Genomic DNA, 14,517 nt, shown 5'->3' with positions numbered 1-14,517 from the left:
CAAAAATTATTCCTGTTTGGAGATTCTTGCCTTGATTTTTCTCCGAAAGGACTTCAAAACCCGGGAGTTGAGCTCACTGCTGCTTTCAATTTCAATTATTTTAGGTTTTATGGAATCCTGAAAGAAATCGGTTAAGCCCTTTTTAAGCCCGGGCATGGATTTGACCAGTGTATATTCGAATCCCATCTCTTTGGCCAGCAGCCTGGCGTTAAGTCTCTGCCGCGTTTCAAAGTATTCTTCCAGTTCAGGCAAATTGGAAGGTCCATCTATCATGCGGAAAATTCCTCCTCCATGATTGTTGAACAAAATAATCCTGAGATTGCTCATGTTGTATTGATGCCAAAAAGCATTCCTGTCGTAAAAGAAAGCCAGGTCACCCGTAATCAGCGTAACAGGTTCTTTGGTGGTGAAAGTACAGCCCACCGCTGTACTGTTGCTGCCATCAATACCACTGGTGCCCCTGTTACAGATGATTTCGATTTTATCCTGGCTTAAGCCCAAAAAATTCACATTTCTGACAGCCATGCTGTTGGCCAGATGTACTTTTCCTGCTGCTGGTAAGGAATGCAAAATGCGTGACAATGCTTTCAATTCCCCGAATGAAGCCCCATTAAGCATTTGGGGAAGCTGAACTTTTACGATCTCATTTTTGTCTTTCCAGGCCTGGCCAAAAACCGGATCTATTTCAGGACCTTCCTTTAGCAGAAATTCAAGGAATGTTTCGGGTTGTAGCCGAATGATTTGATCCAGGTGTTGGAATGGATCCGGGACCCTGCCTTCAGGCTGTACATGCCAGTGAGACACGGGGCAATTCCTTAAAAACTGTTTTAACGACTTGGATAATATGGATTTGCCAAAACTAATCAGCAAGTCTGGGACCATTTCTTTATCCTTTGAAGCCTCGGCTGCAAAAAAATCATGATGAACGATGGCCAGCGGTTGGGCCATATTGCTGGTCACATCCGTTACCAGGAGTCCTTTTTGGTTTTGGACAATTTCTTCCAGCAGCCTTTTAATTTTCAGGTTGGGTTTTTGCTGACCTGGAAGGAGCAGTATCCTTTTAAAGCCTGACAACTGATTTTTTAATTTTTGTCTGACCTCTTCCCTGAGAGCATAGCTTCCCGTCTCCACATCCAAAACCGGCTCCATGTCTGTAATTTCGAAATTATAGTTTTCCCCCGGAGCAGGGTAAAAGGGTTCCCTTAGCGGGATATTGATGTGTACGGGGCCACAGGGAAAGGTTTTTGAAAGTACAATGGCTTCTTTGACGGTCCGTTTGGCATGCCACAGTTTGTCTGTTGGGCTTGCATCATCAGGGAAAGTAAAACTACCTTTGATATGGGGGGCATAGATATCTTGTTGCCGGATAGTTTGGCCATCCCACTGTTCTATCCATTCTGCCGGACGGTCTGCCGTGAGGATCAATAGGGGAATTTGCTGGTAAAAGGCTTCTGCAATGGCGGGTCCGTAATTTAAGGTAGCAGAACCACTTGTACAGACCAATACAACAGGCTTGTTGAGTTGCTGTGCCATGCCCAAAGCCATGAAGGCCGCTGATCTTTCATCAGATATGGTTCTGCAATGGATGTTAGGATGCCTGATGAAGGCCAGCGATAAAGGAGCACACCTGGACCCCGGAGAAAGAATGGCTTGTGTAACACCACTTTTTGCACAAATAGAAACCAGGTGGCTGATTTGAGGGAGTATCAACGGGATTGGTTGGTTTTGATGATTTTTCCTATGATGTTGCATTTCATTTCCGTTTCTTCCCATTCTTTTTCAGGGACAGAATCTTCCGTGACCCCCGCCCCAGCAAAAAGAAGGACTTCCTTGTTTTCCAATTTGGCACAACGGAGGTTGACATACAATGCGGTCTCCGCTTCAATATTGACAGGGCCAATAAAACCGGAAAAATAGGACCGGTCAAAATTCTCTTCAGTTTCAAGGAGTTCCAGGGCTTCCGCTTTTGGCATGCCACATACGGCAGAAGTAGGGTGTAGTAATTCTAGCATCACGCTGCCCAATTGTGGGAAATTGGTCGCTTTCATATCCACCAGAAACTCAGACTTTAGATGCAGCAGGCCACCTGCTATGGTGGTTTTAGGTCCTAATTCCAGGTATTCCCTTAGCCGGATTTTCTTGAAACAATCCACAATATATCGACTTACCAGGGCCTGTTCTTCAATTTCTTTTTGTGTCCATGCGGCATTTTTTAAGGGGTTATCCCCTTTTGCCTTCTGGGTTCCTGCCAATGCCATGGTATAAAAACTATCCCCCCTGGTCTTGATCAGGGTTTCCGGGCTGGCCCCGATCCAGAATCCCGTGGATTCACTGTAGAAACAATTGATAAAAGCATTGGGATAGGCATCACAAAGGGCCAGAAAGGTACCTGCCAAATCGAAATCCGAGGGAAGGGTCATTTTCTTCAGACGGGCAGGCACCACCTTATACAGCTTTCCGGATGCTATGGATTCAATGGCTTTATTGACTGTCTGGATAAAATCTGACTTTCGGGAGGCTTTTGCCTTTTTGCCTGCAGGAAAGGATTGGATGATATCACGGATCTTTACTGTCAGTTCTTTATTTGAATTTTCCCAAATTGGAAATTGATCATCCGACAAATCGTTCTCATCCAGGCTAAACCGGTAATAATTGGTGGCTTTGATAAAGAAAGGTTGGTGGTCTTTCGAATGAAGAAATGGATGGATCATAAATCCGGGAGGCAGTTGATCCAGGTCCATGCCAGGCTGTTTGATGCCCTCTTTGTCTTCGTCAATGATAACCTCAATTAGTGGCTGCTTGGGTTTTTTCCAAATGGCAATGGGTAAATTTTCATGCAGTGCCCTGAACAACAGATGCTCCAGCAATAGGGCTTTCGTAATTTCGGCTATCTTATTGGTTGTTTCCATAAAATCTTACTTTTCAAGAATGGCCAGGGTAATGCGGCTGATGCAAGATAGTCTGTCTTTGTTATCCTTTATTTTTATCTCCCAAACCTGGGTTTTCTTGCCCAAATGTATGGGCGTGGCCCTTCCTGTCACACTTCCTTCCTTTACGGGCCTCAGGTGATTCGCATTGATCTCCAATCCCACTGCATAGGCTTTGTCATTTTCCAAAGTCAGGGAGGCTGCTACCGAGCCGAGACTTTCGGCCAACACCACACTGGCTCCCCCATGTAACAATCCAAATGGTTGTTTGGTTTTTGGTCCCACAGGCATGGTGGCTTCCAGAAAATCATCCCCAATGGCTGTGTAAGTAATCTCAAGAAAACCGGTCATGCTTTCCTTTCCCATTTGATTTAAAAAATTTAGATCCGGTTTTTCAGTAAATATCATGTTTTATTCAATAAAATTTTTTTCTTTGATTTTGGAATCAAAAATAGAGAATCTTGAGCAGTAAAAAAATATATGTGGTACGGCATGGGCAAACGGATTATAACCTCAAAGGGGTGGTGCAGGGAAGTGGGATCGATGCCCCCATCAACGAAACAGGAATTAAACAAGCAAAAGCCTTTTATAAAAATTTCAGGCATATTCCTTTCGATCATATTTATTATTCTTCCCTTATCCGAACGAGACAATCCATTGAGAATTTTTTGAACGAGGAAGTATACCAGGAAAAGATGCCGGAATTGAACGAGATTTCCTGGGGTAATTATGAAGGATTACCTATGGACCACGATGAAAATCAGTATTATCTCAACATGTTGGATAAATGGTCTTCAGGAGAATTGGACAACAAAATCAATGGTGGAGAATCTCCGGTAGATGTGGCAAAACGCCTGAGCAGGGCCATGGATTATATTTTAAACCAGGGAGGGTCTCATATTTTAATTTGCATGCATGGCAGAGCAATTCGCATTTTAATGACCGTATTACTGGGATATGACCTCCGCTATATGGATGTCTTCAGGCATGAAAACCTATGTTGCTATGAATTGCACCAGGCTGAAAATGGTCAGATATATCTGGATAAATACCACCCTTCTCCGCTTAAAAAAATGGAGGCTATAAAGTAAGTTTGATGGTAGCGGTTTTTTTGCTTTGCCTTTGATCTTCTGAATCAGAAAGCAAGGCCTTGAAATTCTCCTGGCATTCATTCAGGTCTATGATCCGGAAAGCAATGTTATCCAAAGGGACTTCTTTATCTTCAGTTATTTTTACTAGGATATTTCCCATTTCACACACGGTCCAATCAGCAAAGGGGACTGTTACCATCAATGCCCTTTCTGAATTTCCACCATAGGCCTTGGTTTCAAAGGCACTTAAAAAATTCAATTCCACCTTTGCAGGACTTGACTGAATGCGTTTTAATTCCGCTTCATTAAAAATAATTAAAAAAGTCTTTTCAGGACCTTCTTTTGCAAAGGAAACCTGACTAAAGGCAATTAGGGTTAATGCTAAAATAACGGTTTTCATAGAATCGTAATATATGTAATTAATATATACGAAACAAAAAATAAATTGGATTCAAAAAAAAACCGGATTTATCCGGTTTATATAAATTGATTTAAGCTTTTGATCTTTTTCTTTTAGGCGTTGGCTCTTCCACGATTTCATCTTCTACACCTGCCAGTATCCTTCCGCAGTGTTCGCAGACAATGATTTTTTTCCTTTCCCTGATTTCAGCTTGCCGCTGAGGGGGTACTATATTGAAACATCCACCACAGGCTCCCCTCTTTACCAGGACCACTGCCAGACCGTTCTTTGCGTTGTTTCTGATTTTGTCATAAGACTTGATCAACCGGTCTTCTACTTTTTTGGCAGCTTTTTCCCTTTCGTTTCGGAGCTTTTTCTCTTCTGTTTCACTTTCTGAAACTATGGTATCCAATTCTCCTTTTTTCTGATCGAGGTCATTTTGCCTGTCTTTCAGGATTTCGTTCAGATCGGAAATGTCTTTTTGTTTTTCCTCGATTCTAATTTGTGCTTCAGCTATTTTCTTTTTGGAGACTTGAATTTCAAGATCCTGTAATTCCAATTCTTTGGTAATGGCATCGTATTCCCGGTTGTTTCTCACATTCATCTGCTGATCCTGATATTTTTTGATCAGTTTTTCAGACTCCTTGATGGCATCTTTGTGCTTTTTGATCTCATCCTCTGTTGCCGATATATCAGAATTGAATTTGCTCAACCGTGTTTCATAGCCGATGATTTCATCTTCCAAATCCTGGACTTCTTCGGGAAGGGCTCCCCTCACCTTAAAAATAGCATCTAAACGGGAATCAATATTTTGAAGATTAAGAATAGCTTCTAGTTTTTGTGCGACCGGACTTTCCATTTACTAAAGGTAACTTATTGGATTTGTAACTATATTTGTCAAATAGGTTGCAATATTACTAAATTTTTGCGACAATAAATCTTTTAAAAGTTCTTTTGTGTAAATTTCACTTTCATAATGCCCAATGTCAGTCAGTAAAATCTGCTGATCCGCTTCAAAGAAATCGTGATACTTAACATCTGCCGTAACAAACACATCGGCTCCTGATTTTATTGCCCTGCCCAATAGAAATATTCCAGCCCCTCCGCAAAGAGCTACCTTGCTTACTTTTTTGTCCAAAATAGCCGTATGTTTCAATACTTGTAGTCCCATGGATTTTTTAAGATGCTCCAGAAAATCCATTCCCGACAGGGGCTCCGGCAGTTGTCCGATCATGCCCGAACCTACATCCTGGTGCTCATTTTCCAGGGGATGCAGGTAATAAGCCACCTCCTCGTAGGGATGAGCCACTTTCAGTTCATGAATGATTTTTGATTGGAGGTGACTGGGAAACATCAATTCCACTCTTTTTTCTGTCACCATTTCTTCTTTTCCCTTGGATCCTATACTGGGCTGGGCATTTTCCATGGGAAGGAAGCTGCCCTGACCCTCAGTTTGAAAACTGCAATGCGCGTAGTTGCCAATAATGCCCGCACCGGCTTTATACAAGGCTTGAAGGACTTCGTCTGCATTTCCTTTCGGAATAAAGGTTGTCAATTTGGTCAATACACCTTTTTTCGGGGCCAGTATTTTTGTATCGGAAAGGCCGATTTTTTGAGCGATTTTTTGGTTAACCCCCTGATCTACCGCATCCAGGTTGGTGTGGATGGCATAGATGGCAATATCCTCTTTTATGGCTTTAATGACGGTCCTTTCTACATAATTTTTCCCTGTAAGGCTTTTGAGCCCTTTAAATAGGATGGGATGGTGGGCAATGATCAGGTTACACCCTTTGCTTTTGGCCTCTTCCACCACAGCTTCTGTGACATCGAGCGCACAGAGAATGCCTTCCACAGGGCTTTCAGGGTTACCCACCAGTAATTGGGAATTGTCATAGCTTTCCTGGTAAGCGGGTGGGGCAATGGATTCTAAATGAGAAATGATATCCTTAATCAAATAAACCATATATTTGCTTTTGTTTTTCAATCAAAACTACAAAAAAAACCACAATGCGCTTCCCTGACTTTTTGTTATTTCCTTTTGCTTTGCTTTACGGGGGAATCACTGCCTTTCGAAACCATTTGTTCGATGCGGGAATAAAAAGAAGTCAGCAATTTGAGGTGCCTACCATTGTGGCAGGAAACCTTGCCGTGGGAGGGACGGGCAAAACACCCTTCATAGAATTTTTGATCAAACACCTGTCTCCAAAGGTAAATCTTGCCGTATTGAGCAGGGGATACGGTCGCAAAACAAGGGGGTTTATTCTTGCTGATGATACGGTAGGCCCATCAGAAATTGGAGATGAGCCTTTTCAGATATTTTCTAAATTTAAAGACCATGTTCGGGTAGCAGTAGGAGAAGAAAGAATACTGGCCATCCCAATGATTTTGGCGGTAGAGGATGGGGTGCAGGGCATATTGCTGGATGACGCTTACCAACACCGCTACCTGAAAGCAGATTTGTATGTGTTATTGACTACTTACGAACAACCATTTTACGAAGATTTCCTTTTGCCTATGGGCAGGCTCCGCGAGGGAAGGAAAAATGCCAACAGGGCAGATGCAGTGGTCGTAACCAAATGCCCCGATATCCTTTCACCTGAGGAAAAAATAAAAATGACCGCAAAAATAAAAGCCTATACCCGAGAGGAAGTCCCTGTTTATTTTGCCGGGTTGCGTTACGGCAAACCATACCCTATTGAGGCCGGAGAAAAGAGTCTTCATAAAAACCTGGTCCTGCTCACAGGAATAGTGGATTACCGGCCCTTGTTAAATGAATTGAATAAAAATCACAGGGTGCTTGAAGTCATATCTTTTCCGGATCACCACCGGTATTCCGAAAGTGACATGCTTAAAATCAGAAATGTCTGTGATAAGTACAGGGAATCCCGGCCGGCAATTGTTACCACTGAGAAAGATGCCGTAAAGCTTAGAGATAAAAAGTTATTGAAAATACTACCGCACTTGCCCATTTTTGCGTTACCCGTAGAGGTTGATATGGAGAAAAACGATGAGCAGGATTTACTGCGTCGGGTGCATGAAGTGATTAAATCAAAAAATTCCGTCGTTGAAAATTAGGATGAGACTCTTTTTTATTGTGTTGGCTATTTTGTTGTCATGGAAGCTTCCTTTATTCGCCCAGCAAACAACTGTGGAGGAGGAGGATGAGAACAGTCCAAGAAGAGGCTTGTTGGACGATTCTACCAAGATGGTCTACGGTCCCAACACTTCTCTTTATTTTTATGAAAAATCGGTAAGGAACAACCGGTTTGAAAAAATGGAGTTGGACACTTCACTTACAGGCTTCCACAATTATGAAGCCGTGGCGGACACCTGGTACAAATACCAGGATCTTGCAAATTTGGGAACGGCAGCCAGGCCCATATTTTACGATGTGCCCGAACAGATAGGCAGCACCTCAGGTTTTGAGGTATATGACCTGTACCACAATACCACGGACAGCATCAGGTATTATGATACCAAATCTCCCCATACCCATATTGCGGCTTTTTTTGGTGGCGGAAACCGCAATAAGCTGGATGTGGAATTTGTCCGGAATATCAAACCCAATTGGAATGTAGGGATTGCCTACCGCACAATACGCGCAAGAAAGACCTTAAACCCTACGCGCAGGGACGATAACAATGTGGTCAATGATTCTTATGAAATGCATACCAATTACCATTCTGAAAATGGCAAGTACCGGCTCCTGGCCAGTTTTTCCAGGATGAAACACAATGTCAACGAGCAGGGAGGGATCATCCCGCCGGAGGTAGATACTACATCATTGTATTTTACCTATGAGGATTCCAAAGTCTGGCTTCGGAATTCCAAAGCCGTTGATTTGCGACAGGAATACCACCTCTATCACGAGTTCGAATTGTTGAAGGGCTGGCAGATATATCATGTTTTCGATAAGAAAAAGCAGGAAGTGACTTTTTTTAGCAACCTGGGTACGTCCGATGCGGCTTTTTTTAATGATAACCGGTTCAACTCTTCTGATACCAGCCTGGTGCATAGCAAAACAGATACCACCAACAACCACAATCATTTTTCTGAGTGGAGAAATGAAATGGGTTTTAAGGGGGATTTTGGTCCTGTCTATTACAATGCATACCTGAAATTTCGTTCCGGAAGAATGGCCAGCAGGTTTTTTTCATCCAACAATTCATTTACAGAGTTGTATCTGGGTGGGGCATTGAGGGGTGAGATCAATGAAAATTGGGTGTTTGAGGCAGAAGGTGAATACCTGATTCCCGATGGCTACAGGGTCAGCGGATTATTTATCTCCCCTTTTCTGGATATCAGTTACACCAAAGCTTTGTACAAGCCCACTCTGGCCCAGGAACGGTACCGGGGCAATCATTACCAATGGGACAACGACTTTTCCAATACGGGGGTAGATCAGATTAAAGGGACCATTAAAGCTGATTTCACCCATTTTAAAATAAGACCCAACCTTACCATTAACAGGATCAACAATTATGTGTATTACAATGAGGAGCAGGTGCCCGAACAAGCTTCCTCAGAAGCATTTATGGTGATCCCCGGACTGAATGCCCATTTTATCTTTGCCGGTAAATTTCACTGGCAGTCTGAGGCATATTACACCCTGATCACCGGTGGTGCAGCTGAAAAATTCAGGATTCCTGAAGTTTTTGTCAATTCCAGGGTGTTTTTTGACGGCCCCTTATTTGATGAAAACGTGTATGTGCAGTTGGGGCTGGAAGTAAGGTACCGCTCAGATAATTTCGCGCCCGCCTACATGCCCTCCACCCAGCAATTTTACCTGCAGAATGATTTCAATGTTTATGCTTATCCGGTGGTAGACGCTTTTTTAAACTTTAGGATCAACCGCACCAGGGTGCTTTTCAGGTACAATCACCTGAATGCAGGGTACCTGGAGAATGATGGCTACTTCGTAACACCCGGTTATACGGGTTTAAAAAATATGCTGGACCTGGGAATCAGTTGGTATTTCTTTGATTAAATTTGAATATGGATTGGCAGGAATCGACAAAGCAAAAAATGTTGCGGCTACAATTGCCCACCGATCCCCGCTGGGTGGATGTAGCGAAAATGAGCCTGGAAGAGATATTGGTGGATCATGCCTATTGCGAACAGAAAGCAGCTTCCTCCTGCATTTCCCTGATTATCAAATTCCCGGAATATGACCGGATGGTGGATGTTCTTGTTCCTGTAGTTGCTGAGGAGTGGGCGCATTTTGAATCAGTCATGGAGCAAATCCGAAAGCGGGGGTATAAATTTGGATTCCCCAGAAAGGATGAATATGTGCTGCAGTTGCAAAGTTTTGTGCGGAAGGGCGGTAGCAGGACAGACCAATTGACGGAGCATTTGCTGATGAATGCGCTGATTGAGGCCCGCTCCTGTGAGCGTTTCAAAATTCTTTGGAAAAATCTGGCCGATGAGGAGTTGAAACAGTTTTATCACGAATTGATGATTTCCGAAGCCGGTCATTACGTAAATTTCATACAACTGGCAAAATCCTATAATGATCCGGGCAAGGTGGATCAACGCTGGGCAGAATGGCTGGCCTTTGAAAAAGGAGTGATGGAGCATTTGGCTATCAGGGGAGACCGGATGCATTAAAAGGAGTTAAAAAGTTAAATTCTCTGAATTCCTTTGTGCAAAAACAATAAATGGTTAATATTATCGAAATAGTTGATCCATATTTATAAAAGCGGCCATTTACGGACAAAGCATGAATTTGATCGAAAATATACGTGAGGCCTTCCGGTCGGTAAAAACCAATCTATTACGGACAATTTTGACTGGTTTGATCATTGCTATAGGCATTACTTCCCTGGTAGGCATGTTGACGGCAATAGATGCCATGAAGGCCCAGATTGAGGAAAGTCTTTCCGGGTTTGGCGCAAATAATTTTGATGTGCGGGGCAAAAGATTCTCTGGAGGAAGGGCTACCACCTCCGGGGTTGCGCCAAAAAATTATCCAAATATATCATACAGGGATTCGGAGGCTTTTAAAGACAAATACAGCGAATGGGGTTTATCCACCATCACCACTTCTGTGACAGGCTCGGCTGAGGTAAAAAGAGGATCCAAAGAAACCAATCCCAATAGCCGGATCATTGGAGGGGATGAAAATTACTTTTTGATCAAAGGAATAAGTATTGAAGAAGGCAGGAATTTCAGTAACATAGAAATTCAATATGGGAACAATGTCTGTGTGATAGGTACAGAGATCCAAAGTACTTTGTTCGATAAGGGGGAAAATCCCATAGGAAATTACATCTCTTTTTTTGGCAGGCGCTACACGATTGTGGGCGTCATGGAAAAACAAGGAGGGGTAGGTGGAGATTCAGGTGCAGACAGGGCCATTGTCATTCCCATCCTCAATGCGAGAAACCTGGATCAAAGAGGCACCTTTCGGTATACCATCACGGTGGCAGGAAAAGACCCGTTGAAACTTGATTATGAAATGGGGCAGGCAACAGGCATCATGCGTTCCATCCGTGAGGATGCCATTGGTATGGAGGATTCCTTTGAAGTGGTAAAATCCCAAACCCTGGGAGAAAGTTTGGAGGAGATCGCAGGATTTCTCAGGATCGGGGGCTTTGGCATCGGGTTTATCACTTTGCTCGGGGCAGCCATTGGCCTGATGAATATCATGTTGGTATCCGTAACCGAAAGAACAAGGGAAATCGGGATCCGAAAGGCCCTGGGAGCGACGCCTCAGCGGATTAGACAGCAATTTCTGATAGAAGCCATAGTGATCTGTGTTCTTGGAGGAATTTTGGGAGTATTAATGGGGATCGGTATCGGAAATCTGGTAGGGAATTCAGTGGGTCCTGGAGGTTTTTTGATTCCATGGGTCTGGATAATTTTTGCCTTTGTCGTATGTGTTTTGGTGGGCTTGTTTTCCGGGATGTTACCCGCCTACAAAGCCAGCCGATTGGACCCCATAGAATCATTGCGTTATGAATAATTGAATTACCATGAATGATCATACTTATGATGCCATCGTTATTGGCTCGGGAATCAGTGGAGGCTGGGCTGCAAAGGAATTGTGCGAAAAAGGTTTAAAAACACTTGTTCTTGAGCGGGGAAGGAATGTGACGCACAAGGACGACTATCCAACCATGCATACCCCTCCCTGGGAATTTCCACTTAGGGGTCAATTGCCTCTGGAGCTTCGCCAGGAAAATCCGGTGGTTTCCCGTTGTTATGCTTTTAAAGACGATGCAGATCACTTTTTTGTCAAAGACAAGGAGCACCCCTATATTCAGGACAAGCCCTTTGACTGGATCAGGGGATATCAGGTTGGCGGCAAGTCCCTGCTATGGGCCCGGCAGGTGCAGCGCTGGAGTAAATATGATTTTGAAGGGCCAGAGAGGGATGGGTTTGCCGTAGATTGGCCCATTCGATACGAGGATATCGCCCCATGGTATAGCTATGTGGAAAGGTTTATTGGTGTTAGTGGGAATAAAGACGGCCTGGAAACTTTACCTGATGGAGAGTTTTTGCCCCCCTGGGAAATGAACAAGGTGGAAAGGCTGGTTCAGGAACGTATCTTAGGTGCGTATCCGGACCGGAAATTTGTGATTGGGCGCTGTGCCCACCTGACGGAACCACAGCCGCACCATACAACCCAGGGCAGGGGACAGTGTATGGCACGGAGCCTTTGCCAGCGAGGCTGTCCATTTGGGGCCTATTTCAGTTCCAATGCATCTACCTTGCCTGCTGCAGCTGCAACAGGGAATTTGACACTCAGGCCCCATTCTGTGGCACATTCCTTAATTTATGACAATGCCCAGGGAAAGGTGACGGGAGTCCGCATCGTTGATGCCCTTTCCAAAGAGACCACGGAATATTTTGCCAAAGTAATTTTCGTCAATGCCTCGGCAATGAATTCTAACCTGATATTGTTGAATTCCAGATCAGAGCGCTTTCCAAACGGTTTGGGGAATGACAATGGTCTGTTGGGTACCCATATTGCATTTCACAATTACCGCGGGTCATTATCTGCCCGCATGGACGGCCACCTGGATTCCTACTATTATGGAAGGAGGCCTACCGCTGTCATGTTGCCGAATTTCAGGAATGTCAAAAGGCAGGAGATGGATTTTTTGCGCGGATACATGAGTTTTTATTCCGCAGGACGCGGAGGCTGGGGAGCTGCCAGAAATGAAGATTTCGGCCCGGATTTTAAGGAGGCTAATTCGGAGGCCGGACCCTGGGGAGTATACATGATGATGCAGGGGGAGACCATTCCCAAATTAAACAATCGGGTTTACCTTGACCAAAGCCAAAAAGACGACTGGGGCATGCCTCAGCTACGTGTGGATGTGGGCTACGATGAAAATGATGAAAAATCCCTGCGTGACTTTTTAGACCAGGGAGCCGAAATGCTGGAGAGCGCCGGATGCAAAAACATCCGGCAAAATGACAGCAGGCAGGCACCAGGATTGGATATTCATGAAATGGGCGGAGTGCGCATGGGGAAAGACCCTGAAACCTCCCTGCTTGGAAAATTCCATCAGATGCATGCCTGCCCCAATGTATATGTGACAGATGGAGCATCCATGACCTCTACCGGCACCCAAAACCCCAGTCTGACCTACATGGCCTTTACCGCCAGAGCGGTAGACCATGCGGTGAAGGCATTGAAAAGAGGGGACATGTAGGCGTAAATTCCTCCAATGTGCGGATTCTTCCCATTTTTTCATCCTGCTGCCTCAATTCCAAAAGCAACTTTAATGGTCGTTACCAATGCGTTTAGTGATAGGGTAATTCCTTTTATGTAAAGGGGGTATGCTTGCCTGGCATTTTCAATTTTTCAACCACCGACAATGGGTTTATCTCCTTTTCCTTCTTTCAGACAAACGAATCTATTTATCGGTATTTGCGAGCTATATAGTTGAATAATTGATTGATAAAATATAATTATACACCTGCGATTATGATTGAAAATAGAATAATTGATAATATTCATGAATGGACTGAAATTTTTTTCATGGCTATTGGTTTATTTTAACAAGCCTTCAAAGCAATAGGTAGTTAAAATACACAAAAATGAATTTAAAGAACATAAAAATGTTGGTTAATTAATTTTTTTGCTTAAATTGCTTTAAATTGACAATGAGGTTTTATTCCAAATTTAAATTCCAGGTTAAGATCTAGTTATACCATAATTCTAATGAAAATGGGCTGTTTTGCGAAAAAAAAATCCTCATCTTTTTCCCTATTTTTTTTAGTTTTGATAGTAGGGTTACTATTGAACCACAGGGCGATAGGTCAAAGTGTTAGTTTTGACCAAACTGCATTAAAATTTAATAGCTTCAGTCCCATTTCAAATGGGACCTCGCTTAAATTTGGTCCGGATGAGCGGCTATACGTTTCTCAGATTGATGGGACCATAAAAATATATACCATTTTAAAAATTGGGACGAATCAATATGAGGTTATTGGTGCTGAGGTTTTAACAGCAGTAAAAGAAATTCCAAATTTTGACGACAACGGCAATCCTGCTTTTGATAATAGGAATAAACGCCAAATAACTGGGTTAACAGTAGCCGGTTCGGCCTCTAATCCTATAATTTATGTTTCTTCTAGTGATCCCAAGTGGGGCGGACCCAGTGGAGATAAGGGGCTTGATACCAACTCAGGCACCATCACCAGGCTAACCTGGACTGGTTCTGCCTGGGATGTAATCGATCTGGTAAGGGGACTGCCAAGGTCTGAGGAAAATCATTCCACAAATGGGCTTGAGCATACTTTGATTAATGGAAAGCCCTTTTTATTGGTGACCAGTGGAGGATTTACAAATGCAGGCGCACCTTCCAAAAACTTTACTTACATTACAGAATATGCTTTAGGAGCAGCTATATTGAGTGTAGACCTTGACGCAATAGAGGCATTAGCAACGAAGATTGATCCAATTTCAGGCAGGCAGGTGAAATATGATATTCCTACCCTTGACGATCCCAGCAGGCCAAATAAAAATTTTATTTATAACCCCAATCATCCCTCATATAATGGGATCGATGACAATGATCCCTTTGGAGGTAAAGATGAGCTGAACATGGCGATGCAGGTTGCTTGTGGTCCTGTACAAATTTTT

At 43.5% G+C, this 14,517-nt stretch carries 13 protein-coding genes; 7 read left to right on the top strand and 6 right to left on the bottom strand.

Translation table 11 applies throughout. The annotated features are described in order from the left end of the window. Positions 1 to 6 precede the first annotated feature (6 nt). From menD to HUJ21_RS24270, 3 genes are read right to left on the bottom strand one after another with little or no spacing between them, the layout of a single operon-like run. Entirely contained in the window at positions 7 to 1,710 is a 1,704-nt protein-coding gene (gene menD / locus HUJ21_RS24280; protein ID WP_291373592.1) for a 2-succinyl-5-enolpyruvyl-6-hydroxy-3-cyclohexene-1-carboxylic-acid synthase, read from the bottom strand. Beyond that, complete coding sequence (locus HUJ21_RS24275) at positions 1,707 to 2,909, bottom strand: chorismate-binding protein (RefSeq protein ID WP_291373590.1); 1,203 nt, start codon at positions 2,907 to 2,909, stop codon at positions 1,707 to 1,709. The genes menD and HUJ21_RS24275 overlap by 4 nt, the downstream gene beginning before the upstream one ends. Before the next feature lie 6 nt (positions 2,910 to 2,915). Continuing rightward, positions 2,916 to 3,335, bottom strand: coding sequence for a hotdog fold thioesterase (locus HUJ21_RS24270; RefSeq protein WP_291373589.1), 420 nt, complete (start codon positions 3,333 to 3,335; stop codon positions 2,916 to 2,918). 53 nt (positions 3,336 to 3,388) lie between these two features. Between HUJ21_RS24270 and HUJ21_RS24265 the strand changes: the two genes are divergently transcribed. Next, on the top strand, positions 3,389 to 4,018 hold the full coding sequence (locus tag HUJ21_RS24265) for a histidine phosphatase family protein (protein ID WP_291373588.1): 630 nt from the start codon (positions 3,389 to 3,391) through the stop codon (positions 4,016 to 4,018). Here the strand turns inward: HUJ21_RS24265 and HUJ21_RS24260 are convergent. The 3 genes from HUJ21_RS24260 to HUJ21_RS24250 form a co-directional block, all read right to left on the bottom strand. Next, positions 4,008 to 4,418 carry a hypothetical protein gene (locus tag HUJ21_RS24260; protein ID WP_166151275.1) on the bottom strand — a complete coding sequence of 137 codons (411 nt, stop codon included), beginning with the start codon at positions 4,416 to 4,418 and terminating at the stop codon, positions 4,008 to 4,010. The genes HUJ21_RS24265 and HUJ21_RS24260 overlap by 11 nt on opposite strands. Before the next feature lie 91 nt (positions 4,419 to 4,509). Then, on the bottom strand, positions 4,510 to 5,277 hold the full coding sequence (locus HUJ21_RS24255; protein ID WP_291373585.1) for a C4-type zinc ribbon domain-containing protein: 768 nt from the start codon (positions 5,275 to 5,277) through the stop codon (positions 4,510 to 4,512). A gap of 3 nt (positions 5,278 to 5,280) precedes the next feature. Continuing rightward, on the bottom strand, positions 5,281 to 6,381 hold the full coding sequence (locus tag HUJ21_RS24250; protein WP_291373583.1) for a Nif3-like dinuclear metal center hexameric protein: 1,101 nt from the start codon (positions 6,379 to 6,381) through the stop codon (positions 5,281 to 5,283). 44 nt (positions 6,382 to 6,425) lie between these two features. Between HUJ21_RS24250 and lpxK the strand changes: the two genes are divergently transcribed. The 6 genes from lpxK to HUJ21_RS24220 form a co-directional block, all read left to right on the top strand. Beyond that, the gene (lpxK, locus tag HUJ21_RS24245; RefSeq protein WP_291373581.1) at positions 6,426 to 7,493 is read left to right on the top strand and encodes a tetraacyldisaccharide 4'-kinase; all 1,068 of its coding nucleotides are present in this window, start codon (positions 6,426 to 6,428) and stop codon (positions 7,491 to 7,493) included. Further along, on the top strand, positions 7,483 to 9,405 hold the full coding sequence (locus HUJ21_RS24240; protein WP_366483836.1) for a putative porin: 1,923 nt from the start codon (positions 7,483 to 7,485) through the stop codon (positions 9,403 to 9,405). Before lpxK ends, HUJ21_RS24240 begins: the two co-directional genes overlap by 11 nt. 8 nt (positions 9,406 to 9,413) lie before the next feature. Continuing rightward, positions 9,414 to 10,025, top strand: a complete 612-nt coding sequence (locus tag HUJ21_RS24235; RefSeq protein WP_291373578.1) for a tRNA-(ms[2]io[6]A)-hydroxylase — start codon at positions 9,414 to 9,416, stop codon at positions 10,023 to 10,025. A gap of 112 nt (positions 10,026 to 10,137) precedes the next feature. Beyond that, entirely contained in the window at positions 10,138 to 11,382 is a 1,245-nt protein-coding gene (locus tag HUJ21_RS24230) for an ABC transporter permease (RefSeq protein WP_291373577.1), read from the top strand. 10 nt (positions 11,383 to 11,392) lie between these two features. Continuing rightward, positions 11,393 to 13,081 carry a GMC family oxidoreductase gene (locus tag HUJ21_RS24225; RefSeq protein ID WP_291373576.1) on the top strand — a complete coding sequence of 563 codons (1,689 nt, stop codon included), beginning with the start codon at positions 11,393 to 11,395 and terminating at the stop codon, positions 13,079 to 13,081. A gap of 512 nt (positions 13,082 to 13,593) precedes the next feature. Beyond that, positions 13,594 to 14,517, top strand: a 924-nt coding sequence (locus tag HUJ21_RS24220) for a hypothetical protein (RefSeq protein WP_291373575.1), incomplete at its 3' end; no start/stop codon positions are given.

It is taken from the genome of Cyclobacterium sp. (genome assembly GCF_014762705.1).
GTDB lineage: Bacteria > Bacteroidota > Bacteroidia > Cytophagales > Cyclobacteriaceae > Cyclobacterium.
The sequence above is the reverse complement of the archived record's forward strand: the minus strand, read 5'-3'. Positions and strand labels throughout refer to the sequence as shown.